We start from the raw sequence: 20,501 nt of genomic DNA, 5'->3' as shown, positions 1-20,501 counted from the left end.
GAGGAGGAGCCAGATGGCGAAGGCAAACCTGAAGCGCTACCTGCAGCCCGTTCCACTGCCAACCTTTGGCTCGGGCGCACTTCTTCTGCTTCGCCTGATCGTCGGAGCCGCGTTTGTCTTTCACGGGTGGGGGAAGATACAGAGCCCATGGGGCTGGATGGGCCCCCAGTCCCCCGTTCCCGGTTTCTTCCAGTTCCTGGCGGCGCTCTCGGAGTTCGGCGGAGGCATTGCCTGGATACTCGGGCTCTTGACCCCGCTCGCGTCACTGGGAATCGCCTGCACGATGACGGTCGCCGTCAACATGCACCTGCTGGTGCGGAAGGACCCCTTCGTGAATCCCACGGGAGGAACCTCGTACGAACCGGCCCTGGTCTACCTGGGGATCGCCATCCTGCTGCTGGCGTTGGGGCCCGGAAGGTTCTCTCTGGACGCGAAGGTATTTGGCGAGCGGCGATGAACGGACGTTCTGTTGCCGCTGCGACTGAAAGTGAATCCAGGTCCTGGAATCCGACCTCGTGAGTCGCGGCGCTGATAGTCACCGCGCCTCGTCCTTGCTCCGGCGGCTGAAGATGCTCTAGGTGGTAGCCGTGACGGCTTCCGATACGCATCGCGCGATCAACGCGATTTGGAGGATCGAGTCGGCCAGGCTCATCGCCGGTCTCGCACGGATGGTGCGTGACGTGGGTCTTGCCGAGGAGCTCGCGCAGGATGCGCTCGTCGCCGCGCTCGAGCAGTGGCCGAAGTCGGGTGTTCCGGACAACCCGGGCGCCTGGCTCATGGCCACCGCGAAGCATCGTGCGATCGACCAGCTGCGTCGGAGCAAGAGGCTCGAGCTCAAGCACGAAGAGCTCGGTCACGAGCTCGAGGCTCAGCGCGAGAGCGCCACGCCGGATCTCGACGCCGCGATCGACGATGACGTTGGCGACGACCTCCTGCGCCTCGTGTTCACGGCCTGTCATCCGGTCCTCTCGTCCGAGGCGCGCGTGGCGCTCACGCTCCGTTTGCTCGGAGGCCTGACGACCGGGGAGATCGCGCGTGCGTTCCTCGTCCCCGAGGCAACGGTCGCCCAGCGGATCGTCCGGGCCAAGCGGACCCTCGCCGAGGCGCATGTCCCCTTCGAGGTCCCTCGCGGAGCCGAGCTCGCCGCCCGTCTGTCATCGGTGCTCGAGGTCATCTACCTCATCTTCAACGAGGGTTACTCGGCGACGGCGGGTGACGACTGGATGCGGCCCGAGCTCTGCCAGGACGCGCTCCGGCTGGGCCGTATCCTGGCCGGGCTCGTTCCGAACGAGCCCGAGGTCCATGGCCTCGTGGCGCTCATGGAGATCCAGGCGTCGCGCGCCCGGGCGCGGATCGGTCCATCGGGAGCGCCGGTCCTGTTGCTCGAGCAGAATCGCGCGCTCTGGGATCGCGTCCTCATCCATCGGGGTCTCCGGGCGCTCGAGCGTGCCGAGGCGCTTGGCGGCGCACGAGGCCCGTACGCGTTGCAGGCCGCGATCGCCGCCTGTCACGCACGAGCGGGCACGGCGGCGGAGACGGACTGGGGGCGCATCGCGGCGCTCTACACGGAGCTGGCCCAGGTCTTGCCCTCACCCGTCGTGGAGCTGAATCGCGCGGTCGCGTTCTCGATGGCGTTCGGTCCAGCAGAGGGCCTCGCGCTCGTCGATACGCTGACCTCGGAGCCCTCGCTCAAGGGCTATCACCTGTTGCCGAGCGTGCGTGGCGACTTCCTCGCGAAGCTCGGCCGCTTCGACGAGGCCCGTGTGGAGTTCGAGCGCGCTGCATCGCTCACGCGCAACGCACGCGAGCGAGACCTTCTGCTCGAGCGTGCAGCGGAGTGCGCCCGCGCCCCGCTTCGGCCACCGAGCTGAGCCTCCGGGATTGGTGCCATGCCGGAGCGGGACTAGGATCCCGCTCCCGACGTGTTGAGCATGATTGGAGGCCGCCATGTGCCGGAGCATCAAGACGCTGTTCAACTTCGAGCCGCCAGCCACCGAAGAGGAGATCCGCGCGGCGTCGTTGCAGTTCGTGCGCAAGCTGAGCGGCTTCAACAAACCGTCGCAGGTGAATGAAGCGGCCTTCACGAAAGCCGTGGATGACATCACGGCCGCTGCTCGCGTGCTGATGGCGTCACTGTCCACGACGGCCCAGCCGAGAGATCGCGCGGTCGAGGCCGAGAAGGCGCGCGAGCGCTCCCGCCTGCGCTTCAGCCGCGGCTGACGCGCGGAGCGGTGCGAGTCCGGGCGTGCTCTGGAGTCCTCGCTGCGCCCGTTGTGTCCGGACGTTACAATCGAGCGCCGGGCACTCCGCGCGGCTGAGGACCTGTTCATGAGCAACGGCAGAGATGACGAAGGCATCACCCGGCGCGAGGCGATCGCCGCCGGCATCACGGGCGCGGCGATGGTCGCGGCAGGTGCGGCCGTGGCTGGAAGTGGCAGCGCGTCCGCGGGCGCTCCGAAGGGCGCGCGGATGCCGGTCGTCTTCCTCCCGCACGGTGGCGGGCCGTGGCCGTTCGTGGATCTCGGCTTTGGCGACAAGGCGGAGCTGGACCAGCTCGCGACGTACCTGCGCAACCTGCACGCTCTGCCGAAGTCGCCTCCGAAGGCGGTGCTGGTCATCTCCGCGCACTGGGAAGAGCCGGTGCCGACCGTGATGAGCGGCGCGCGGCCGCCGATGCTGTACGACTACTATGGCTTCCCCCCCGAGTCGTACCAGATCACCTGGCCCGCGCCGGGCGAACCGAAGCTGGCGGCGCGCGTGCGCGAGCTGCTCGGAAAGGCCGGCTTCGAGACCGCGGAGAATACCGAGCGCGGCTTCGATCATGGCACCTTCGTTCCGTTGAAGCTGACGTACCCGGGTGCGGACGTGCCGACGGTCCAGCTCAGCCTCAAGCAGGGGCTCGAACCGAAGGAGCACCTCGCGATGGGGCGCGCGCTTCAGCCGTTGCGTGACGAAGGCGTGTTCATCGTCGGAAGTGGAATGACCTTCCACAACCTGCGTGCCTTCGGCGATCCCCGTGCGCGCCCCGTCTCCGAGGCCTTCGACGCGTGGCTGCGGGATGCGGCGACGCTCCCGGCCCGCGAGCGCGACGAGCGGCTGGCGCACTGGTCGACCGCGCCCTCCGCGCGGCTCGCTCACCCGCGCGAAGAGCACCTCCTGCCGCTGATGGTCATTGCCGGTGCCGCGGGAGAGGACCGGGGCACCATCGGGTACAACGGGACGGTCCTCGGGCTGAGGCTGTCCGCGTATCACTACGGGTGAGGGCTTCCCCTCCCGTAGCAACTACGAGCCCTCCAGATGCTGCTCGGCGCAGGAACCTGCCCCTCCCTCCGCCGTGTGAGAGGGGGCCTGCTCGAAAAGAGCGGAGCTCCCGTCCAGAATGATCCTCTCGCTTGCTCCAGATTGAAGTGAGGTGCCCACTGGGTGGTGCGCTCACGGGGCGTGCGCTCAGCCCATGGGAGGGGACACCTGACATGCCGAGCAGTACCAGTGAGAAGAAGGGACCCGCGGCGCCTGATACGCGAGTTCCACCCAGCAAACTGGCCGTGGGCTTTCTCAAATGGATGGATCGATGGCTCTCGGAGGAGCTGCGCCGGGCGCCACCTGACGAGCGTGGCCGCGCCCGGGTGGTGGCTGGCTCGGCCATCACCCTGCTGCTGCTCACCGGCTCGACCACGATGGCCTTCCTGATGGCGGGGATGCCCTGGCGGTACTTCGTGGGGGGCGGCACCACGACGCTCTGCTACCTGGGAATGCTGCGGATCCTGCGCAGGGCGTCCTCGACCCGTCTCCCGGCGTTGCTCCTGAGCGCGATCATGTCGTCCGGGTTCGTCATGACCGCCCTCATCACGGATGACTCCAACCTCATGTCGCACGCGGCGGGGATGTTGATCACGGTCCTGACGGTGTACCTGTTGGGACCGCGCAGAGGGCTCCTCATCCTCGTCCCCATGAGCCTGGTGATCGTGGTCGTCCAGCCGCTCTGGCACCAGACCTTCGGCTCCCGGCCTCCCGCTGCCTACCCTGACTATGAGTGGGTGATGCACGCCCTCGCGGGACTGTGCATCGTGGCGGGGTGGGCGGTCGGGTGGTTGTACAGCTCCGCGCATGCCGCGACCCATGCGGAGCTCGCGCGGGACATCCAGGCCCGGAAGGAGGCCGAGGCCAAGCTGGGCGAGCTGCACCATACCCTGCTGGCGGTCTCGCGTCAGGCCGGGATGACGGAGATCGCCACGGGCGTGCTGCACAACGTGGGCAACACGCTCAACAGCGTCAACATCTCGGTCGGTGTCGTGACGGATCGGCTGCGCGGCTCACGGATCTCGAAGCTGGTTCAGGCCACCGGGATGCTGAGCGAGCACTCCACGGACCTCCCGGCCTTCCTGACCACCGACCCACGCGGCACGATGCTGCCGGCCTATCTCAGCGCCCTCTCGCAGCAACTGACGGAGGAGCGCGCGGAGCTCCTGGCGGAGATGAATGCGCTGGGAGAGGGTGTCGAGCACATCAAGTCCATCGTCAGCATGCAGCAGCAGCACGCGCGGTTGGTTGGCGTGGTGGAGCTGATCACGGTGCCACAGCTCATCGATGATGCGCTGCGCCTGGACGCCGGCGCGTTCGAGCAGTCTGGCATCGAGGTGCGGTGTGAGTACGCCGAGGTGCCTCCCATCGTGGTGGATCGGCACAAGCTGCTGCAGATCCTCCTCAACCTGCTGAGCAATGCGCGGCATGCGCTCGTGGACAGCAGTGTGCAGGACAAGCGGCTGACCATCCGCGTCGGTCCCGGAGCTGGAGGACGGCACCTGCGCATCGAGGTGACGGACAATGGCCTGGGCATCGCCCCGGAGAACCTGACACGGGTGTTCTCCCAGGGCTTCACCACGAAGAGGGGCGGGCACGGCTTCGGCCTGCACATGAGCGCCCTGGCCGCGGAGGAACTGAAGGGCCGGCTCACCGCGACGAGCGCCGGCCCCGGTCAGGGCGCCACCTTCACCGTCGAGCTTCCCTTCCGGGCCGAGGAAGCCCTCGCATCGGTCAGCCGAGCGTGAGCTCGCGTGCCTACCGGCCCAGCTCGCCGCGAAGCTGCTGGATGGCCGAGAGCAGTGGCGGCGGCTGCATGTTGGCGGGCACCTCCACGGCGAAGCGCTCGAAGGACTCCAGCGCCTTGGCCTTGTCGCCCCGCCGCATCGCGATGGCGCCCATGAAGAGCAGCGCCTCCTGCGCGTCCGGGTACGTGTCCACCAGCTGCGTCAGCTCCTGCTCCGAGCCGGCCTCGTCGCCGCGCACGGCCCGCAGCACGCCCTTGTGCACCCGCAGCTCCACGTTGAAGGGATCCATCGCCAACGCGCGCATCGTCACGCGATCGGCCTCCTCGTACATCTGCCGCCGGATGAGCTCGTGGCTCAGCAGCGCCGCCGCATCCAGGTCCCCCGGGTTGTTCTTCAGGCGCTCCATCGCCTGGGTCAGCTCGGGATCCTCCTGCTGCATCTGCTGCCCGTTGCCGGCCATGCCCGGAGGCACCCGGCCCGTCGCGGCATCTTCCTCGCCACGCGTGCGCTGCTCGGAAACGAGCGTGTAGCCCAGGATGCCGAAGAACAGCACGATGCCGCCGCCCCACAGCGCGCCCTTGAGCTGCGGCGATAGGAAGCCCGTGGATACCGGCGCCGTCTGCGCCGCGGGCGCTCCGTCCTTTTTCTTCTGGTGCTCGTCCTTGGCGCGCAGCGCCGCCGCGGCCTCCAGCTCCAGCCGGGAGCGCTCCGCCGCGTAGTGCTCCGGCGTCACGGTGTGCTTCTCCGCCGCCAGCTCCTTGAGCTGCTCGATGAGGGACTGGTAGCGCCGCTCCAGGTCCTCGAGCACTCCGCCCTTCGGCTCCGGCGCGGGCGCGCCCTTGCGGCGCTGGGTGAGGAGGAAGAGCGCCGCGGCGATGAAGCCCACCGCGAGTACGATGAGGCCGGGCGTCCAGTTGGTGGTCGGCGGGTTCATTGATCCAGCTCCCGGCGCACGGCCGCGAGGTACGGGTCCACGGATTCGTTGTCGGAGGTGCCCGTCGCCGCGGGCGCGGAGGCCGCGGGGGTGGCGGGCTCGGGCTCGCGCCGCACCTGCCGGGCGATGACATAGGCCCCGCCCAGCAGCAGGGCCACCGGGCCCAGCCACACGAGCAGGTTCACGCCCTCGGCCTTGGGCTGCAGCAGCACCCACTCGCCGTAGCGGGCCACGAAGTAGTCACGGATCTCCTGGTCCGTCTTTCCCTCCGCCACCAGCTCGCGCACCTTGTCGAGCTGGGCGCGGGCCATGGACGAGGGGCTGTCCGCGATGGACAGGCCCTGGCACACGGCGCAGCGCAGCTCCTTGCCGAGCGTGTGGACGCGCGCCTCCAGGGGCGGCGCGAGAGGTTCGGTTCCGGCCTGCTGGGGCGCGAACTGCCCCGAGGCGAGAAAGAGGGTGAGCGAGAGGAGGGCGGCGGTCATGGGATCCCCGGACTCCGGCCTACCTATCGCCAGAGACCGGGTGTTGCCCAGGGAAACCCGAGGGCAGGGGAGGGGACGCTCCGCCCGGCCGCCCGCCGCCCGGAGCGCCTAGAGGGAGTCGTCGGACGCGCCCTCGTCCTCCTGGGAGGTCCGGCCGCGCCTCATCAGCCGCAGACGAACCAGGCCGGTGGCCATGAGGCTGAGCAGGCGGAACTCGGCCGGCTCCAGCTTCTTCACGGTGCGCACCAGGCGGCGGATCTCCCCGGGCTCCTCGACGGGCCGGGGCGGGGGCTCCTTCGCCCAGAAGTTCTCCTGCGCCGGCGTGAGCCCCAGCAGCACGTCCGAGGGGATGCGCAGGGTCTCGCACAGTTTCCTGAGCGTGGGCACGCTGGGGAGCATCCCTCCGCGCTCCAGCCTTCCGTAGACCTCGGTGGCGAGTCCTACCCGCTCGGCCACGTCTTCCTGGGTGAGATTGGCCCGGACCCGCGCCGCCCGGGCCGCGGTCCCGATCGTCGCTGCCAGTCCTCGAGGGAGTGCCATGCCGTGCGGTCCTGGAGACAAGGGTGAAGACGTACGGCCCGGAACACCCGGGCCTACGTGACTTCTAAGATAACCGGAAAAGTGGTGACTTCAAGAGTCATCTGTGAAGTAGATATGACTTTCGAGGTCAGAGCCCCAATGTTCGCGCCATTTCTGCCTCGTCATCGTTCTTGGTCCTTCTGGCGGCGCATGTGTACCTTTCGAGTCATCTCGCGGATACCCCCAAGGAGTGCTTCGTATGTCGATCCGGCCGACCCCTGAGAACCCCCCTCGTGCAACCCACCCGGTGGTGCTCGATGCAGGGCAGGCGAGCTATGAGCTCGTCCGCTCGTTGGGACAGGGCCATCACGGAGAGTTGCTGCTGACACGTCTGCGTTATCACCAGGGAGAAGGAGGGTACACCGTCCTCAAGCGGCTCAACCGCGTGGTGCGCCAGGAAGACTACCAGCGTCTGGTGGAGGAGGCGCGCCTGGGTGGCCAGTTGCGCCACCCCAACATCGTCTCCGTGCAGTTGCTCGCGGGCTCGGCGGCGGAGCCGTTCCTGTTGCTCGAGTACGTCGAGGGAGCGCGCCTGGGTGACCTCATGCGTCTGGCGGCGAGATCCGGCCGTGGTTTTTCGGAGGCCTTCGCCTGCTATGTGACCTCAGAGGTCGCGGAAGGGTTGCACTACGCGCACACCGTCAACGACGAGAAGGGGCGGCACCTGGCCGTGGTCCACCGGGATGTGACCCCGCAGGGCATCCTCGTGGGCCGCTATGGCGAGGTGAAGTTGATGGACTTCGGCGCGGCGTGGTCCCGGCTCGAGGGGCGCATCTCCACCGAGGGGGACACGGACGTGGGCAACCTGGCCTACAGCTCCCCCGAGCGGGCCATGTTGGAGCTGCTCGATGGGCGCTCGGATCTGTTCTCCCTGGGACTGGTGTTGCTGCAGCTGCTCACCGGCCGGCACCTGCTGGGCGCCGCCCCTCGTTACGAGGCCGAGCTGCTCAGCCGCCAGCTGCAGGCGCGCGGGGATGGGTCGGGCCGGGTGCCGGGCCTCGAGGAGATGAGCCCCCTGCGCACCTCGGAGCTGATGAAGCGGATGCGCCAGCTGAGCCTCCAGGAAGTGGAGGAGGCGGCGCGCCCGCTGCCCGAGGGGCTGAGGCCCATCCTCCACCGGACGCTCGCGCCCCGGAAGGAGGACCGTTACTCCACGGGGGCGGAGCTGGGCCAGGCGCTCCGGGATCACCTGTGGCGCTCCGGCCTGAGGTACGGGCGGGCCGAGCTGGTGGCGGAGGTCTCCTCCCTGACGGAGGCGGTCCTGGAGGACCTGGAGGAGTCCTCGGGGTCTCTGAAGCGGGGGCGGACGGGGCCGCGGGGGCGTCGCGGGGGGCCTGGAAAGGCGTCCTGAGGCTTGGCCTGGGGGCCCGGGCCGTGCTAGGCCGCCGCCTTCCTGCTTCCGTGAGAAGGAGTCTGGAGATGGCTCGCCGTCACATCCGCGTCGTCGGCGCGATGTTGCAGAACGCCGAGGGGCGCTACCTCATCACCCAGCGTCCGCCCAAGGCGACGCTTCCCCTGTTGTGGGAGTTCCCCGGAGGCCGTGTGGAGGAAGGGGAGTCGGACGAGCAGGCGCTCGCCCGGGAGATCCGCGAGGAGATGGGCGTGGAGGTGGTGGTGATGGATCAGGCCCTCCATACCCACCACGAGTACCCCACCTACGACATCGACTTCCGCGTCTACCGGTGCCGGCTCTCCAGCCCCGAGTCGGCCATCCAGCACCTGCGCGTGCATGACCACCGCTGGGTGACGCTGGAGGAGATGTCGAAGTACCAGTTCCCCGACGCGGACGCGAAGACGCTGGCCAAGCTGCTGGGCCTGGAAGCCTGACGTGGGCCGTCGTCTCGCCCTGGTGCTCGCGGGGGCGGTGTGGGTGGCCTGCACCACGAAGAAGCCCTCCAGCCCGGATGCCTCCACGGCGGCCGCAGACCTGCGCTACCCTCCCGCCGAGGGCGTGCCTGGCTGCCAGCTCTACGGCACGCCCCGGGATGTGGGCCGCGTCCCCCTGGTGCTGGCCGAGATGTCCGGCCTCGCCGCCAGCACCCGCCACGAGGGCGTGCTGTGGACGCACAACGACTCCGGCAACGCCTTCCAGGTGTTCGCCATCGACGCGTCGGGCAGGGTGCTCGCCACCCTGACGCTCACCGGTGTGGAGCCGAAGGACCTGGCGGGGTTGGACCTCGAGGACATCGCCGTGGGTCCGTGTGCCTCGGGAGAGGCGCGCTCGTGCCTCTACCTGGCGGACACCGGGGACAACTTCGAGCGGCGCAAGCAGGTGCGCATCTTCCGCTTCCCCGAGCCGGAGCAGGTGGCCGATGCCACCCTCCCCGTGGAGACGCTCCCCTTCGTCTACCCGGACAGGCCCCATGACGCCGAGTCGCTCGTGCTCGAGCCTCGCACGGCCCGGCTGGCGGTCATCACCAAGGAGCGGGACTCGCTGGGCGAGGTCTTCGCGCTGGACGGGCTCGCGCCGGGCACGGTGACGACGGCCACGCACCTGGGCACCCTGCGCACGCCGGGGAACGTCGACTTCCGCACCACCTCGGCGGCGCTCCATCCGTCCGGGCAGCGGCTGCTGCTGCGTACCTATACGCGCGTGTGGGAAGTGCGCCGCTCCGGCGCCACCCGCCTGGAGGAACTCATCCGGTCACCGGTGGTGGAGGTCCCCAGCCCCAGCCAGGCCCAGTCCGAGGCCATCACCTGGTTGACGGATGGGCACTCCTACCTGCTCGGCTCCGAGTTCGCCGGGCAGATCCTGTACCGGGTGGACTGCCGCTGAGCGGTGTCCCCGGGAGGAAGGTGTCCGTTGGTGGGCAGTGCTCCTGCCCGGATGGACGAGCACTGTTCCGGCGTTACCCCAAATACCTGGATGTGCTTCGCACGCCGGGTTGACCGGCGGGCGGGTGTGAACATCTTTTGCCCGCAGGGCAGTCGTACCGCGTACCACCAGGGGTGCGTGGCATGGGGGAGGGGGAGTGCGTCGACGATGAAGCCTCAGAACACGATGCCGCCCGGGATGAGCCCGCGCGGAAAGAAGCAGGAGAGACCTTCGCCTCCCACGAACAAGGGCTTTCGGTTCGGTTCTCCGCTGGGCTACATCCTCCTGATCGTCCTGGGCTTCATGCTCTTCCGCAATGTCTTCCAGGACGCGGGCGTTCAGCGGGTGAGCTACAGCCGCTTCCGCGAGGCCATCCAGGAGGACAAGTTCTCCCGGGTGCAGCTCTCGCCGGACTGGGTGAAGGGCTTCCTCAAGGAGAGTGCCACGCCGCCCGCCTCGGACTCCTCGAGCCAGGGGGCCGGAGCCCTGCGCAGCGAGCCCAGTGCCCTGCCGTGGCTGGCCTACCGCGTCCAGGGTGACAACGAGCTGGTGCCCCTGCTGGAGCAGAAGGGGCTCCAGTACGAGGCGGTGCCCCAGTCCAACTTCACGGATGTGTTGTGGGTGTGGCTGGTGCCCCTGGGCCTGGCCTTCCTCTTCTGGAGCTTCATGATGCGGCGGATGGCCGGAGGCATCGGCCAGGGCCCGCAGAGCGTCATGAGCTTCGGGAAGACGCGCGCCAAGGTGCAGGCCGAGGCCGACACCGGTGTGGGCTTCAAGGACGTCGCCGGCGTGGACGAGGCCGTGGATGAGTTGCGGGAGATCGTCGAGTTCCTCAAGACGCCGGAGAAGTTCCGGCGGTTGGGCGGCCGCATCCCCAAGGGCGTGCTGCTGGTGGGCCCTCCGGGCACGGGCAAGACGCTGCTGGCCCGCGCGGTGGCGGGTGAGGCGGGCGTGCCCTTCTTCAGCCTCTCCGGCTCCGAGTTCGTGGAAATGTTCGTCGGCGTGGGCGCGGCCCGCGTGAGGGATCTGTTCGCCCAGGCCACCGCCAAGGCGCCGTGCATCATCTTCATCGACGAGCTGGACGCCATCGGCAAGAGCCGCAACGCGGGCATCGCTGGCGGCCATGACGAGCGCGAGCAGACGCTCAACCAGCTCCTGGCGGAGATGGACGGCTTCGACAGCCGCGCCGGCCTCATCATCCTCGCGGCCACCAACCGCCCCGAAATCCTGGACAGCGCGCTCATGCGCCCGGGCCGCTTCGACCGGCAGGTGCTGGTGGATCGGCCGGACAAGCGCGGCCGCGAGCGGGTGTTGGAGATTCACTCCCGGGGCGTGAAGCTGGGACCGGACGTGGACCTGAAGTCCATTGCCGCGCGCACACCGGGCTTCGCGGGCGCGGACCTGGCCAACGTGGTGAACGAGGCGGCCCTGCTGGCCGCGCGCCGCAACCGCGAGAACGTCACCCGGGCGGACTTCGAGGAGGCCATCGAGCGGGTGGTGGCGGGCCTGGAGAAGAAGAACCGCCGGATGAACGAGCGCGAGAAGGAGATCGTCGCGCACCACGAGGCGGGCCATGCGGTGGTGGGCTGGATGCTGCCCAACGCGGAGCGGGTGACGAAGGTGTCCATCATCCCCCGGGGCATCGCCGCGCTGGGCTACACCATGTCCCTGCCGCTCGAGGACCGCTACCTCATGTCCTTCGACGAGCTGCGCGACAAGATGGCCTCGATGATGGGCGGGCGCGCCGCCGAGGAGATCTTCATCGGCGAGGTGTCCACCGGGGCCTCCAACGACCTGAAGCAGGCCACGGAGATCGCCAAGCTGATGGTGCGCGACTACGGCATGAGCTCGCTGGGGCCGGTGGCCCTGGGGGCGGATCAGCATGCCTTCCTGCGCTCGGCGATGGGGCCCGAGTCCCGCAGCTACTCGGAGCAGACGGCGCGCATGGTGGACGAGGAGATCCGCAAGATGGTCACCGAGGCGCTCGACCGGGCCCGCCACGTGCTCACCACCCACCGGGACAAGGTGGAGGCGCTCGCCGCGCGGCTGCTCGCCACCGAGGTGGTGGAGGAGAACGAGATCCTCACCCTGCTCGGGCCCAAGGCCACCGCGGAGCGGGGGCTGCTGCACCCCGAGGCCCGCCAGGTCATCTCCGCGCACCCGGCTGGCAGCGAGGAGCCGCCTCCGCCCGGTGCCCAGCACTCCGGCGGGAAGCTCCCGGACGCCTGAGCCGCCCGGCCGTCTGCTCCCTGGCCTTGCCTTCGCCCTTTCCTGCCGCATGTTCTGCGGTGTCGAAAGGGCGAAATTATGTTGGCCGGGAAGGAGGGAGCGGTCGTGGAGAACCGGATTGGAAAAAGCTACATGGCGCGCAAGGCACTCTTCGCAAAGGGCCTGCGCGAAGGCCGTCTCACGGTGCAGGAGATCGAAAGGGCCCTGCCCCCTGGGACACTCACGGCGGCCGAGCGCTGGCTGCTGTATTACTCACTCCGGGCCGCCCAGGTGGAGATCATCGACGAGGTGACCGGACAGGTGGACCACGGCTTCATGGCGGAGCAGCCCTCGGCTCCCGCCGAGCACTAGCCCTGTCGTTCGTACGTTGACATACCACCGGGGCTGGTTACGTTCGCGGCATGAACGGCAATCCCCGGACAGATGGTCCGTCCCAGGAGAATCAGGGCCCGGAGGCCGCTACGGTCACCGCTGCGCCCGAGACGTCCCCCGAGCAGCAGCAGGAGGCGCCGCCCCAGGCGGCCGCGCCCGCGGTGGATCCCGAGAAGGAGCGGTTGGAGTCCGAGCTGAGCGCCGCCCGGCGCCGGGTGGACCAGTTGGCGCGCGCCTACCAGGAGCTGGAGCGGGACCGCGAGGAGTTCAAGCAGCGCCTCACGCGCGAGCGCGAGCGGATGATGGACGTGGAGCGCGGCAACGTGGCCACCCTGCTGCTGGAGGCGGTGGACGAACTGGACCGCACCCTGGCCATGGGCGGAGGAGACGCGTCGTCGCCGCTGACGCAGGGCGTGAAGATGATCCGGGACGGGCTGCTGTCGAAGCTGCAGCAGACCGGCATCGAGCGCCTCCAGGTGGTGGGCCTGCCGTACAACCCCAACACGGCCGAGGCCACGGACATGGAGATCACCACCAACCCCGACGATGATCAGAAGGTCGTGGGCGAGGCCCGGGCGGGCTACCGGCTGAAGGACCGGATCATCCGTCCGGCGCGGGTGAAGGTGGCCAAGTACGTCGCCCCCGCGCAGGCCTGAGTCCTGCTCAGAGTGGTTCCCTCTTTCGCGGGGAGGGAGATAGGGTGGGGGGTCCACTCCCTCGCCCCTTCTCCGTGTGAAGGTGGAACCGGATGCCCCGGGAAATAGGCGGAGGGAGTGGCTGTTCGAGCCCATCGCCATGGCCCGTGCCGTCCCTCATCGTTTTCATCCCCTGATCACCCTGGTGGCGCTGCTCTCCCTGGTGCTCGTTCCCCAGGCGGGAGCGCAGCAGGGACCGCTCGCGCCCTGGCTCGAGGCCCGTGCGCGCGAGCATGCGGAGTGGGCCGAGGACTCGACCCGCGTGCGCAGCGGCCCGATGGGGCTGTGGCGGGAGTGGGCCGCCAAGGAGCCGATGCTGCCGGGCTTCGTGCCGCCCACCTCTCTGGCGCCGCTCATCCGGGCGGTGGAGTCGGGCGTGGTGAACATCAACGTGGTGGGAACGAGCCCTCTGGAGGGCGCGGCACGCACCGCGAGCGGCTCGGGCTTCATCCTCACGCCAGACGGGCTGGTGGTGACGAACAACCACGTGGTGGCGCGCGGGAACGTGGAGGCCAGTGAGATCGTCGTGCGCCTGTCGGACGGGCGCGAGTTCCGCGCCGAGGTGGTGGGCCGGGACAAGTCCACGGACGTGGCGCTGCTGCGGCTGCTGGGCCAGGGCGTGGGCGGGCTGCCGGCGGTGTACCTGGGGGACTCGGACAGGCTGGAGGTGGGCGACTGGGTGGTGGCCATTGGTAACCCGTTCGGGTTGGACCACTCGGTGTCGCACGGGATGATCTCCGCCAAGGAGCGGGTGATTGGCGTGGGGCCGTTCGACGACTTCATCCAGACGGACGCGCTCATCAACCCGGGCAACTCGGGCGGGCCGCTCTTCAACATGCGTGGCGAGGTGGTGGGCGTGAACACGGCCATCATCAGCGAGGGCCAGGGCATCGGCTTCGCGGTGCCCATCAACATGGTGAAGGATCTGCTGCCCAACCTGCGCAAGAACGGCCAGCTCCAGCGAGGCTGGCTGGGCGTGATGATCGACGAGCAGCCGCAGGTGGGCACGCGCGCCGCGGTGGTGAAGGAGGTCTACCGCAACAGCCCGGCGGCGCAGGCGGGCATCCGACCGGGAGACCAGGTGGTGGGGGTGAATGGGAAGCAGGTGGACTCGTACCAGCAGCTGCTGCGCAAGGTGGCGATGCTGGCTCCGGGGACGGAGGCGAGGCTGACGCTGCAGCGCGGCGGCGCCCCGCAGGACGTGGTGGTGAAGCTGGCCGCCCGTCCGGCGCAGGAGGCGCTGGCGGCCCTGTCCAGCCCCGGCAACCTGGAGGAGTTCGGCCTGGTGCTGCGCGATCTCACTCCCGAGGTGGCGGCGCCCCTGGGCGTGGAGCCCTACACGGGAGTGCTGGTGTCGGGCGTGCTGCCGCGCAGCGCGGCGGCTCGCGCGGGGCTGCGGACGGGGGACATGGTGGTGGAGGTCAACCGCCGCAAGGTCAAGGACATCGCGGCGGTGAAGGGGGCGTTGGAGCGGGGCGCGGGCGCGTCGGTGCTCCTGCGAGTCCAGCGCGGCGACGCACAGCAGTACGTCGCGCTGGAGCCCTGAGCCCCGGGGCTACTTCTTCCGGGTCTTCTTGCCGCCTCCGCTCGCGGCGCCTGCGGGCTCCTCGGCGAACCACAGGCCGAGCACCTCGCCCGTGCGCGCGTGCGTGAGGAGGATGGCCTCCACGCGGGCCGCGACGCCCGACGCCTTCCCGCCCCGCTTGCGCGGCAGGCTCCACATCCCCTGGGGCGTGAAGACGATCTGCGCTCGGATCTGGTGCGTGCTGAAGAGGCGCAGGAAGTCCGTGGCGGCCCAGCCCTCGGGGGTGGTGCCGGTGATGTGGATGAGCGGCAGCAGCGGGTTGCCCGCAGAGTCCGTCTGCGTGGGCGTCCCCTGGGTGAGGGCATAGGAGCCACCGGGGAAGTAGGGGACCACCTCGATGGTGTAGTTGCCGCTGCCGGGCTGGTACGGGCCCGGGCTGAGCATGGTCGCCGCCTCCTCGCCGACGATCATGTAGAGCTTCTTGCCCCCGTACTTCGCGCGGAATGCCTCGGAGTCGCTGCGGCAGGACGGGCTGACGAACACGCCGGCGCACTCGCCAATGTATTTTTCCAGGAACGTCTGCAGGCTGCCGAGGGGCTCGGCCTGATCGCGCAGTCGGGCGAAGCGCGGATCCACGTCCGCCAGGGCGAGCGCGGGCAGCAACATCAGGGCGGCCAGGAAGAGTCGTCTCACGCGGGGGCTACTCCAGAGAGGAAAGAGAGGGAGGCAGATGGTGCCACCCCCGGGGCTTCCGGGCACCCGGGATGTGGGTACGTAGCGGTACGTGGTGGTATGGGTTGGTGGAGATTTTGACTACATGTCCGCACCATGTAGTTTCTTCGTCACCTTCCACCTACCCCGGAGTCATTCGTTGGCCCCACAGCTTCAAGTCCGAGAGCGGCGCTCCCACCTGCGTTTCGACAAGGTCTTCACCGTGTACCTTTCCACACAGGGCGGACTCAGCCGTGGCATCGGGCGCAACATCAGCGTCCAGGGCATGTTCGTGGAGACGCGGGAGCAGATGGCGCTGGGCGAGCGGGTGAAGGTGACGTTCGCGGGTGAGGACGGCACGGAGATGACGTGCCTGTGCGAGGTGCGCTACCAGGTGGCGCTCTCGTACGGGCGCAAGGACGGGCGCGAGGGCAACAGCCGCGGGGTAGGCCTGCGGATCGTCGCCTACGAGGTCCAGGAGGACCAGCCGCTGCTGCTGGTGGCGCGCGAGCGCGTCATGCACTGAAGGCCGCCTGGGGGAGGGCGGTGGAAACGAGAAAGGGCACGGCCGCGGGGAAGCGACCGTGCCCTTGGTGCTTTCAGGGCCCGAGGACTACTGGGAGAAGCCCTCGAGGAGGTAGTGGGCCTCGATGCGCTTGAGCGCGAGGATCATCGCGGCGCAGCGAGGATCCACTTCCTTGCCCATGGCGAACGGACGGCTGTCGTGCGTGTCCGAGCGGCGCGGCTGGTTGCGCGAGATGTCGCGGATGATGCGGTAGTTGCGCTTCATCGCGTGCTCGAGGCGCTGGTTGACCTCGGCCTCGCTCCAGCGCTCCATGCGCTTGTTCTGGATCCACTCGTAGTAGCTCACCGTCACGCCGCCGGCGTTGGCGATGATGTCGGGGATCATGTCGATGCCGCGCTTCTGCAGGACGCGGTCGGCCTCGGGGGTGGTGGGGCCGTTGGCGCCCTCGGCGATCAGCTTCACCTTGAGGCGCTCGGCCACGTCGGCGGTGATCTCTCCGCCCAGGGCGGCGGGGAAGCAGATGTCCGCCGGCACCTCCCAGAAGTCCTTCTTCTCAATCCGCTGGGCGCCGGGGAAGCCGAGCACGCTCCTGCGGAGGTTTTTCGGATCATTGACGTAGGCCAGCAGGGCGGGCACGTCGATGCCGTCACCGTTGAAGATGGTGCCGTCGGCGTCGTTCACCGCGAGCAGGCGGGCGCCCATCTTCTGGAGGATGGCGGCGCCGTGGCTGCCCACGTTGCCGAAGCCCTGGAGGATGAAGGTCTTGCCCTTGAGGGTCTCACCCTTCTCCGCGTAGTAGTCCTCGATGCAGAAGGCCACGCCCTGGCCGGTGGCGGCCGCACGGCCCTCGGAGCCGCCGATGCGCACGTCCTTGCCGGTGACGATACCGCGCAGGTTGTGCCGCTCGCGCTCACCGTCCGAGTACTGGCGGTACATGAGGGCCATGATGTCACCGTTCGTCCCCACGTCGGGTGCGGGGATGTCGATGTTGGGGCCGATCAGGCTCTTGAGCCGGTACATGAAGCGCAGGGTGATGTTCTCCAGCTCCTCCTTGCCGTAGGCGCGGGGGTCGATCTGGATGCCGCCCTTGCCACCGCCGAAGGGGACCTCGGAGATGGCGGTCTTCCAGGTCATCTCCGCGGCGAGCGCTTTGAAGAGGTCCAGGGAGACTTCGCGGTGATAGCGGATGCCGCCCTTGTAGGGGCCGCGGGCCTGGTTGTGCTGGACGCGGTAGGCCTTGAAGCGCTGGGACTCACCGGGGACGAGCTGGTACACGTTGCCGTCCGGCAGGCGCAGGTGGCCGCGGCGGATGGACACGTCCGAGCCCAGGAGGGCGCGGCCGTTGAGGATGATCTTCCCGTCGGCCAGGCGCTCGAGGCCCTCGGGGTTGCGCACCTGGGTGACCTGCAGGTCCGCGAAATCGCGCGCTTGTTCGGGAGCAAGCGGCACGAGGCGGTCCTTCAGCTTCGCGGTGACGTAGAAGATGTGCTCGTAGTCGGGCTCCTCGAGCTCCAGACGTACGCGCTTGTCCAGACCGATGAGGTCGGCGGCGCGATGGAAGATCTCCATCGCCTCCGTGTAGATGGTGCGCTTGGGCGTCGGGGCCGGGGCGCGCATGAAATTCTCTTCGCTGGCCATGTGAAGAATCGCTCCTTGGGGTAAAGGCGATCGTTGGGTTAGGCGGGGCCCTTATGTGCATAGCCGCCTCTATGGGTCAACCGCCGGAGGGCCTTGTAGCAGTCTAAACTTTTAGTTGTTTCAAGTGGTTAGCCGACGCGGCGTGTCATTCACACCGGGTGCACGCCTGGTTGCTGGCCGAGGCTGGACGGGGGCGCGGAAGGAGGGTGGGCAGGGCGGATGAAAGAAGTACTTGCCCTGGTTGGAACCGCGTGTTACTTCGCGCCCACTTTCGGTGACGGGAAAAACCGTCGTCGTTGTGCCGACATAGCTCAGTCGGTAGAGCAACTGATTCGTAATCAGTAGGTCCCCAGTTCAAATCTGGGTGTCGGCTCCAAGAACGGGCCGCCAGGTGAAAGCCTGGCGGCCCGTTGTCTTTCCGGGCGACCGCGGACCGAAGCAACCCCCTGCCTCCTCCTCTTGGATGCCCGCGCTGTGGTTTGACGGGTGTATCCGTGGTTCCGTGTAATTCGGGTATTGGGCTTGAGCCCACGCGGAGCGTTGGGGATGTGCGGCGTGTCCAGTCTCGCTGGTCCTCGCCTGGCAGGCGTGCGGCGGTGCCCCTGGTTTGGCGCTTGGGTGCTCATCACCCGATTCGGGGCAGTGCAGCTTCTGCGAGCGGCAAGGCACGCCGTGCGACTGCCTGGAGTTGTTCAAGGACGGGCCAGGCCTGGATGGCGAGGACAAGCGCGACCTCGCCCTGGCGCTCTCCGTGAATGCTGTGGGCTTGCCCGGTGGACGCAGCCGTGAAGGACATGTCGAAGGGCTGGCCCTTGCTGCTGCTGGACCGTGTGGCGGATGAAGTCGCCGAGCACGAGCAGGTGCGCGGGAGCGTGAAGGCTGGCCTCTTTTCCATGGGGGTATCGGGGATGAGCCTGCCCAGGTCCCTCGTCACCGAGGAGGGCAGGGGGGCCGTGCTGCTGGGCGTGGAGTCATGCGCGCTGCCGAGCCACTTCACTACTCCGTGTGGGGAGGTGAATCCTATGCGCCTATGTCCAGGCGTGATCTCGAGGCCCCGGTTGGTTGAATATTTGGCATTCCATATAGTTTACTTCGGAAACGATCGTGGGGCGTGCCATGACGACATCGAACCCACCGCCGATCGACCAAGCTCTAGACGCGATCATCGCCTGAGCATCTTGGTGTCAACCTCATCATCCATCGTGTGAGTCAATCCCTATGATCAATTCCCAAACCCAGACCCTGCCCGACAACGCCCCCCTGTTCACCCGCCTGCGCGTGGCGCGCCAGTGCCTGGAGGCGCTCAAGCATGACCCAACGAATCCCACCTATGGCCAGTTGTTCAACTTGAGCTTGAACGGCAACCTCTACGCGTCGCTCGCCCAGCAGCTCAAGCGCAGCGAGGAGGGGCGCCGCATGCTGTCCGAGCGTCCTTCCCTACAGGGCAAGGAATTGGACCTGGCCGCGTTGGAACGCCTGCCCGAGGGAACGCTCGGCCATGAGTTCGTGCGCTACTACCACGACAACAAGATCTCGCCCTTCGAGACGACGCTCGAACTCAAGAACGACGTCGACTTCATCTCCAAGCGCTACCGCGAGACGCATGATCTGTTGCACGTGCTGACGGGCTACGGCACGGACGTGGTGGGCGAGATGGAATTGCAGGCGTATGTCCTGGGCAACCTGAGGCTCTGGACCACGGCGCTCGTCCTGCTGAACGGCACGCTCGAGCTCCTCAAGGTTCCGCAGTCCGGCGTCGGGCGATCCGAGTACCTGCGGCGGGTGTGGGCCGCGTACCGTCGTGGTCGCGCGTCCCAGCAGTTCCTGGGCTTCTGGTTCGAGCACCACTGGGAGACTCCCGTGGCCACGCTGCGCGCGCGGCTGTGCGCCCCCGCCGAGCGGATAAACTGACCCCCCATGCCCCTCTCGCCACCTGTCCTCGAACTCGCCGGGCTCCCGTCACTCCCCACGGAGCTGCTGCGCGCCGCCGTGGCCCGCCGCCCCGCGCGCCCCGGCGAAGTACCTCGGCTCGAGGTGCGCGTGCGTCAGGTCTCTCCGGACCCGAGGCAGCTCGCGCTCTACCGCGAGGTGTGCGGTTTCCAGAGGGCAGGGCACCTGCCGCTGACCTTTCCCCAGGTGCTCGCCGCGCCGCTCCACCTCGCACTGCTCAATCGCCCCGAGTTCCCCTACCGGCTGCTGGGGATGATCCACGTGCGCAACCTCATCCGTCAGTACCGCCGGCTGGCGGATGGGGCCGTGCTCTCCGTTCACGCGTGGGTGGAGGGACAGCGCGAGGTGCGGCAGGGGCGCGAGCTGGACCTGCACACCCGCGTGGAGGAGGGTGGGGTACTCGTGTGGAGCGCCGTCACCACCATGCTGCGCCGCCTGCCCGGTACTGGTGAGCGCTCGCGCGAGGACCGGCCCGCGGGCTCCACGGCCTCCGCCTCGGAGGAGGATGTGCTCTTCGCGAACAGCCGCCTCGTGGACTGGGCGGTGCCCGAGGACACCGGCCGGCGCTACGCGCGTGCCTCCGGGGATTACAACCCCATCCACCTGTACGCCCTCACGGCACGCCCCTTCGGCTTCCCACGCGCCATCGCGCACGGCATGTGGACCGTGGGCCGCTGCGTGGCGGAGTTGGGCGAGGCGGCGGAGTCACCTGTCCTCACCCTCTCCTCGACGTTCCGCCGTCCGCTCCTGCTGCCCTCTCGCGTGGTGTTCCAGACGGCGGCCGCGCGGGACGGCGCAGTCTCCTACCGGGTGAAGTCCGAGGACGGCCAGCCGCACGTCATGGGCCAACTGGCGCCCGGGGCAGAGTCCGACCACTGAAGGGCGGGTAGGGTGTTGGCCGCGGCCTACAAGCCCGGCGCCCCCTGTTGGCTCGAGCCTACAACCCCCACTCCGCCGCCTCGTCGTTTCGCGGGTTTGGCGTTGGTCCGCCCCT

General features: G+C 68.6%; 20 protein-coding genes and 1 tRNA gene. 16 read left to right on the top strand and 5 right to left on the bottom strand.

Features of this window, described 5'->3' with window-relative positions; all coding sequences use genetic code 11:
- Positions 1-13 precede the first annotated feature (13 nt).
- The 5 genes from DAT35_RS53660 (at position 14) to DAT35_RS53640 (ending at position 5,048) form a co-directional block, all read left to right on the top strand.
- Positions 14-457 carry a DoxX family protein gene (locus DAT35_RS53660; protein ID WP_108077248.1) on the top strand — a complete coding sequence of 148 codons (444 nt, stop codon included), beginning with the start codon at positions 14-16 and terminating at the stop codon, positions 455-457.
- Between the two features lie 130 nt (positions 458-587).
- Positions 588-1,871 (top strand): RNA polymerase sigma factor, encoded by a 1,284-nt coding sequence (locus DAT35_RS53655; RefSeq protein WP_108077247.1) that lies wholly within the window; start codon positions 588-590, stop codon positions 1,869-1,871.
- A 76-nt stretch (positions 1,872-1,947) separates the two neighbouring features.
- Positions 1,948-2,220, top strand: coding sequence for a DUF2277 domain-containing protein (locus DAT35_RS53650; RefSeq protein WP_108077246.1), 273 nt, complete (start codon positions 1,948-1,950; stop codon positions 2,218-2,220).
- A gap of 108 nt (positions 2,221-2,328) precedes the next feature.
- Complete coding sequence (locus DAT35_RS53645; RefSeq protein WP_108077245.1) at positions 2,329-3,261, top strand: class III extradiol ring-cleavage dioxygenase; 933 nt, start codon at positions 2,329-2,331, stop codon at positions 3,259-3,261.
- Positions 3,262-3,473: 212 nt separating this feature from the next.
- Positions 3,474-5,048 carry a sensor histidine kinase gene (locus DAT35_RS53640; protein ID WP_233262243.1) on the top strand — a complete coding sequence of 525 codons (1,575 nt, stop codon included), beginning with the start codon at positions 3,474-3,476 and terminating at the stop codon, positions 5,046-5,048.
- A 10-nt stretch (positions 5,049-5,058) separates the two neighbouring features.
- On the opposite strand, the gene DAT35_RS53635 is transcribed toward DAT35_RS53640, so the two are convergent.
- From DAT35_RS53635 to DAT35_RS53625, 3 genes are all read right to left on the bottom strand, one after another.
- Positions 5,059-5,982 carry a tetratricopeptide repeat protein gene (locus DAT35_RS53635; RefSeq protein WP_108077244.1) on the bottom strand — a complete coding sequence of 308 codons (924 nt, stop codon included), beginning with the start codon at positions 5,980-5,982 and terminating at the stop codon, positions 5,059-5,061.
- Positions 5,979-6,467: a cytochrome c-type biogenesis protein gene (locus DAT35_RS53630; protein WP_108077243.1), complete on the bottom strand. Its 489-nt coding sequence runs from the start codon at positions 6,465-6,467 to the stop codon at positions 5,979-5,981. Before DAT35_RS53630 ends, DAT35_RS53635 begins: the two co-directional genes overlap by 4 nt.
- Before the next feature lie 108 nt (positions 6,468-6,575).
- Positions 6,576-7,007 (bottom strand): helix-turn-helix transcriptional regulator, encoded by a 432-nt coding sequence (locus DAT35_RS53625; protein ID WP_108077242.1) that lies wholly within the window; start codon positions 7,005-7,007, stop codon positions 6,576-6,578.
- 238 nt (positions 7,008-7,245) lie between these two features.
- Between DAT35_RS53625 and DAT35_RS53620 the strand changes: the two genes are divergently transcribed.
- The 7 genes from DAT35_RS53620 to DAT35_RS53590 all read left to right on the top strand — a co-directional run bounded on the left by DAT35_RS53620 (position 7,246) and on the right by DAT35_RS53590 (position 14,703).
- A complete protein-coding gene (locus DAT35_RS53620) occupies positions 7,246-8,397 on the top strand; it encodes a protein kinase (RefSeq protein WP_108077241.1) in 1,152 nt (383 codons plus the stop codon).
- Between the two features lie 68 nt (positions 8,398-8,465).
- Positions 8,466-8,873, top strand: a complete 408-nt coding sequence (locus DAT35_RS53615) for a (deoxy)nucleoside triphosphate pyrophosphohydrolase (RefSeq protein WP_108077240.1) — start codon at positions 8,466-8,468, stop codon at positions 8,871-8,873.
- 1 nt (position 8,874) lies between these two features.
- Complete coding sequence (locus DAT35_RS53610; protein WP_108077239.1) at positions 8,875-9,822, top strand: hypothetical protein; 948 nt, start codon at positions 8,875-8,877, stop codon at positions 9,820-9,822.
- Positions 9,823-10,029: 207 nt separating this feature from the next.
- Positions 10,030-12,090 carry an ATP-dependent zinc metalloprotease FtsH gene (gene ftsH / locus DAT35_RS53605; RefSeq protein WP_304466092.1) on the top strand — a complete coding sequence of 687 codons (2,061 nt, stop codon included), beginning with the start codon at positions 10,030-10,032 and terminating at the stop codon, positions 12,088-12,090.
- Between the two features lie 105 nt (positions 12,091-12,195).
- Positions 12,196-12,441 (top strand): hypothetical protein, encoded by a 246-nt coding sequence (locus tag DAT35_RS53600; RefSeq protein ID WP_108077288.1) that lies wholly within the window; start codon positions 12,196-12,198, stop codon positions 12,439-12,441.
- A 50-nt stretch (positions 12,442-12,491) separates the two neighbouring features.
- Complete coding sequence (locus tag DAT35_RS53595; RefSeq protein WP_108077238.1) at positions 12,492-13,118, top strand: nucleotide exchange factor GrpE; 627 nt, start codon at positions 12,492-12,494, stop codon at positions 13,116-13,118.
- A 139-nt stretch (positions 13,119-13,257) separates the two neighbouring features.
- Positions 13,258-14,703: a trypsin-like peptidase domain-containing protein gene (locus tag DAT35_RS53590; protein ID WP_108077237.1), complete on the top strand. Its 1,446-nt coding sequence runs from the start codon at positions 13,258-13,260 to the stop codon at positions 14,701-14,703.
- 9 nt (positions 14,704-14,712) lie between these two features.
- On the opposite strand, the gene DAT35_RS53585 is transcribed toward DAT35_RS53590, so the two are convergent.
- Positions 14,713-15,375: a DUF6066 family protein gene (locus DAT35_RS53585; RefSeq protein WP_199243281.1), complete on the bottom strand. Its 663-nt coding sequence runs from the start codon at positions 15,373-15,375 to the stop codon at positions 14,713-14,715.
- A gap of 178 nt (positions 15,376-15,553) precedes the next feature.
- On the opposite strand from DAT35_RS53585, the gene DAT35_RS53580 reads away from it, so the two are divergent.
- Entirely contained in the window at positions 15,554-15,919 is a 366-nt protein-coding gene (locus DAT35_RS53580) for a PilZ domain-containing protein (protein WP_108077236.1), read from the top strand.
- An 87-nt stretch (positions 15,920-16,006) separates the two neighbouring features.
- On the opposite strand, the gene DAT35_RS53575 is transcribed toward DAT35_RS53580, so the two are convergent.
- Positions 16,007-17,557: a Glu/Leu/Phe/Val dehydrogenase gene (locus DAT35_RS53575; protein ID WP_108077235.1), complete on the bottom strand. Its 1,551-nt coding sequence runs from the start codon at positions 17,555-17,557 to the stop codon at positions 16,007-16,009.
- A 300-nt stretch (positions 17,558-17,857) separates the two neighbouring features.
- Here DAT35_RS53575 and DAT35_RS53570 point away from each other — a divergent pair.
- The 3 genes from DAT35_RS53570 (at position 17,858) to DAT35_RS53555 (ending at position 20,386) form a co-directional block, all read left to right on the top strand.
- Positions 17,858-17,933, top strand: a tRNA-Thr gene (locus DAT35_RS53570).
- Positions 17,934-18,775: 842 nt separating this feature from the next.
- The gene (locus DAT35_RS53560; RefSeq protein WP_108077234.1) at positions 18,776-19,468 is read left to right on the top strand and encodes a Coq4 family protein; all 693 of its coding nucleotides are present in this window, start codon (positions 18,776-18,778) and stop codon (positions 19,466-19,468) included.
- 6 nt (positions 19,469-19,474) lie between these two features.
- Entirely contained in the window at positions 19,475-20,386 is a 912-nt protein-coding gene (locus DAT35_RS53555) for a MaoC family dehydratase (protein WP_108077233.1), read from the top strand.
- Positions 20,387-20,501 lie beyond the last annotated feature (115 nt).

This window comes from Vitiosangium sp. GDMCC 1.1324 (assembly GCF_003044305.1).
Classification (GTDB): Bacteria; Myxococcota; Myxococcia; order Myxococcales; family Myxococcaceae; genus Archangium.
This window is presented reverse-complemented; position numbering and strand designations above follow the sequence as displayed.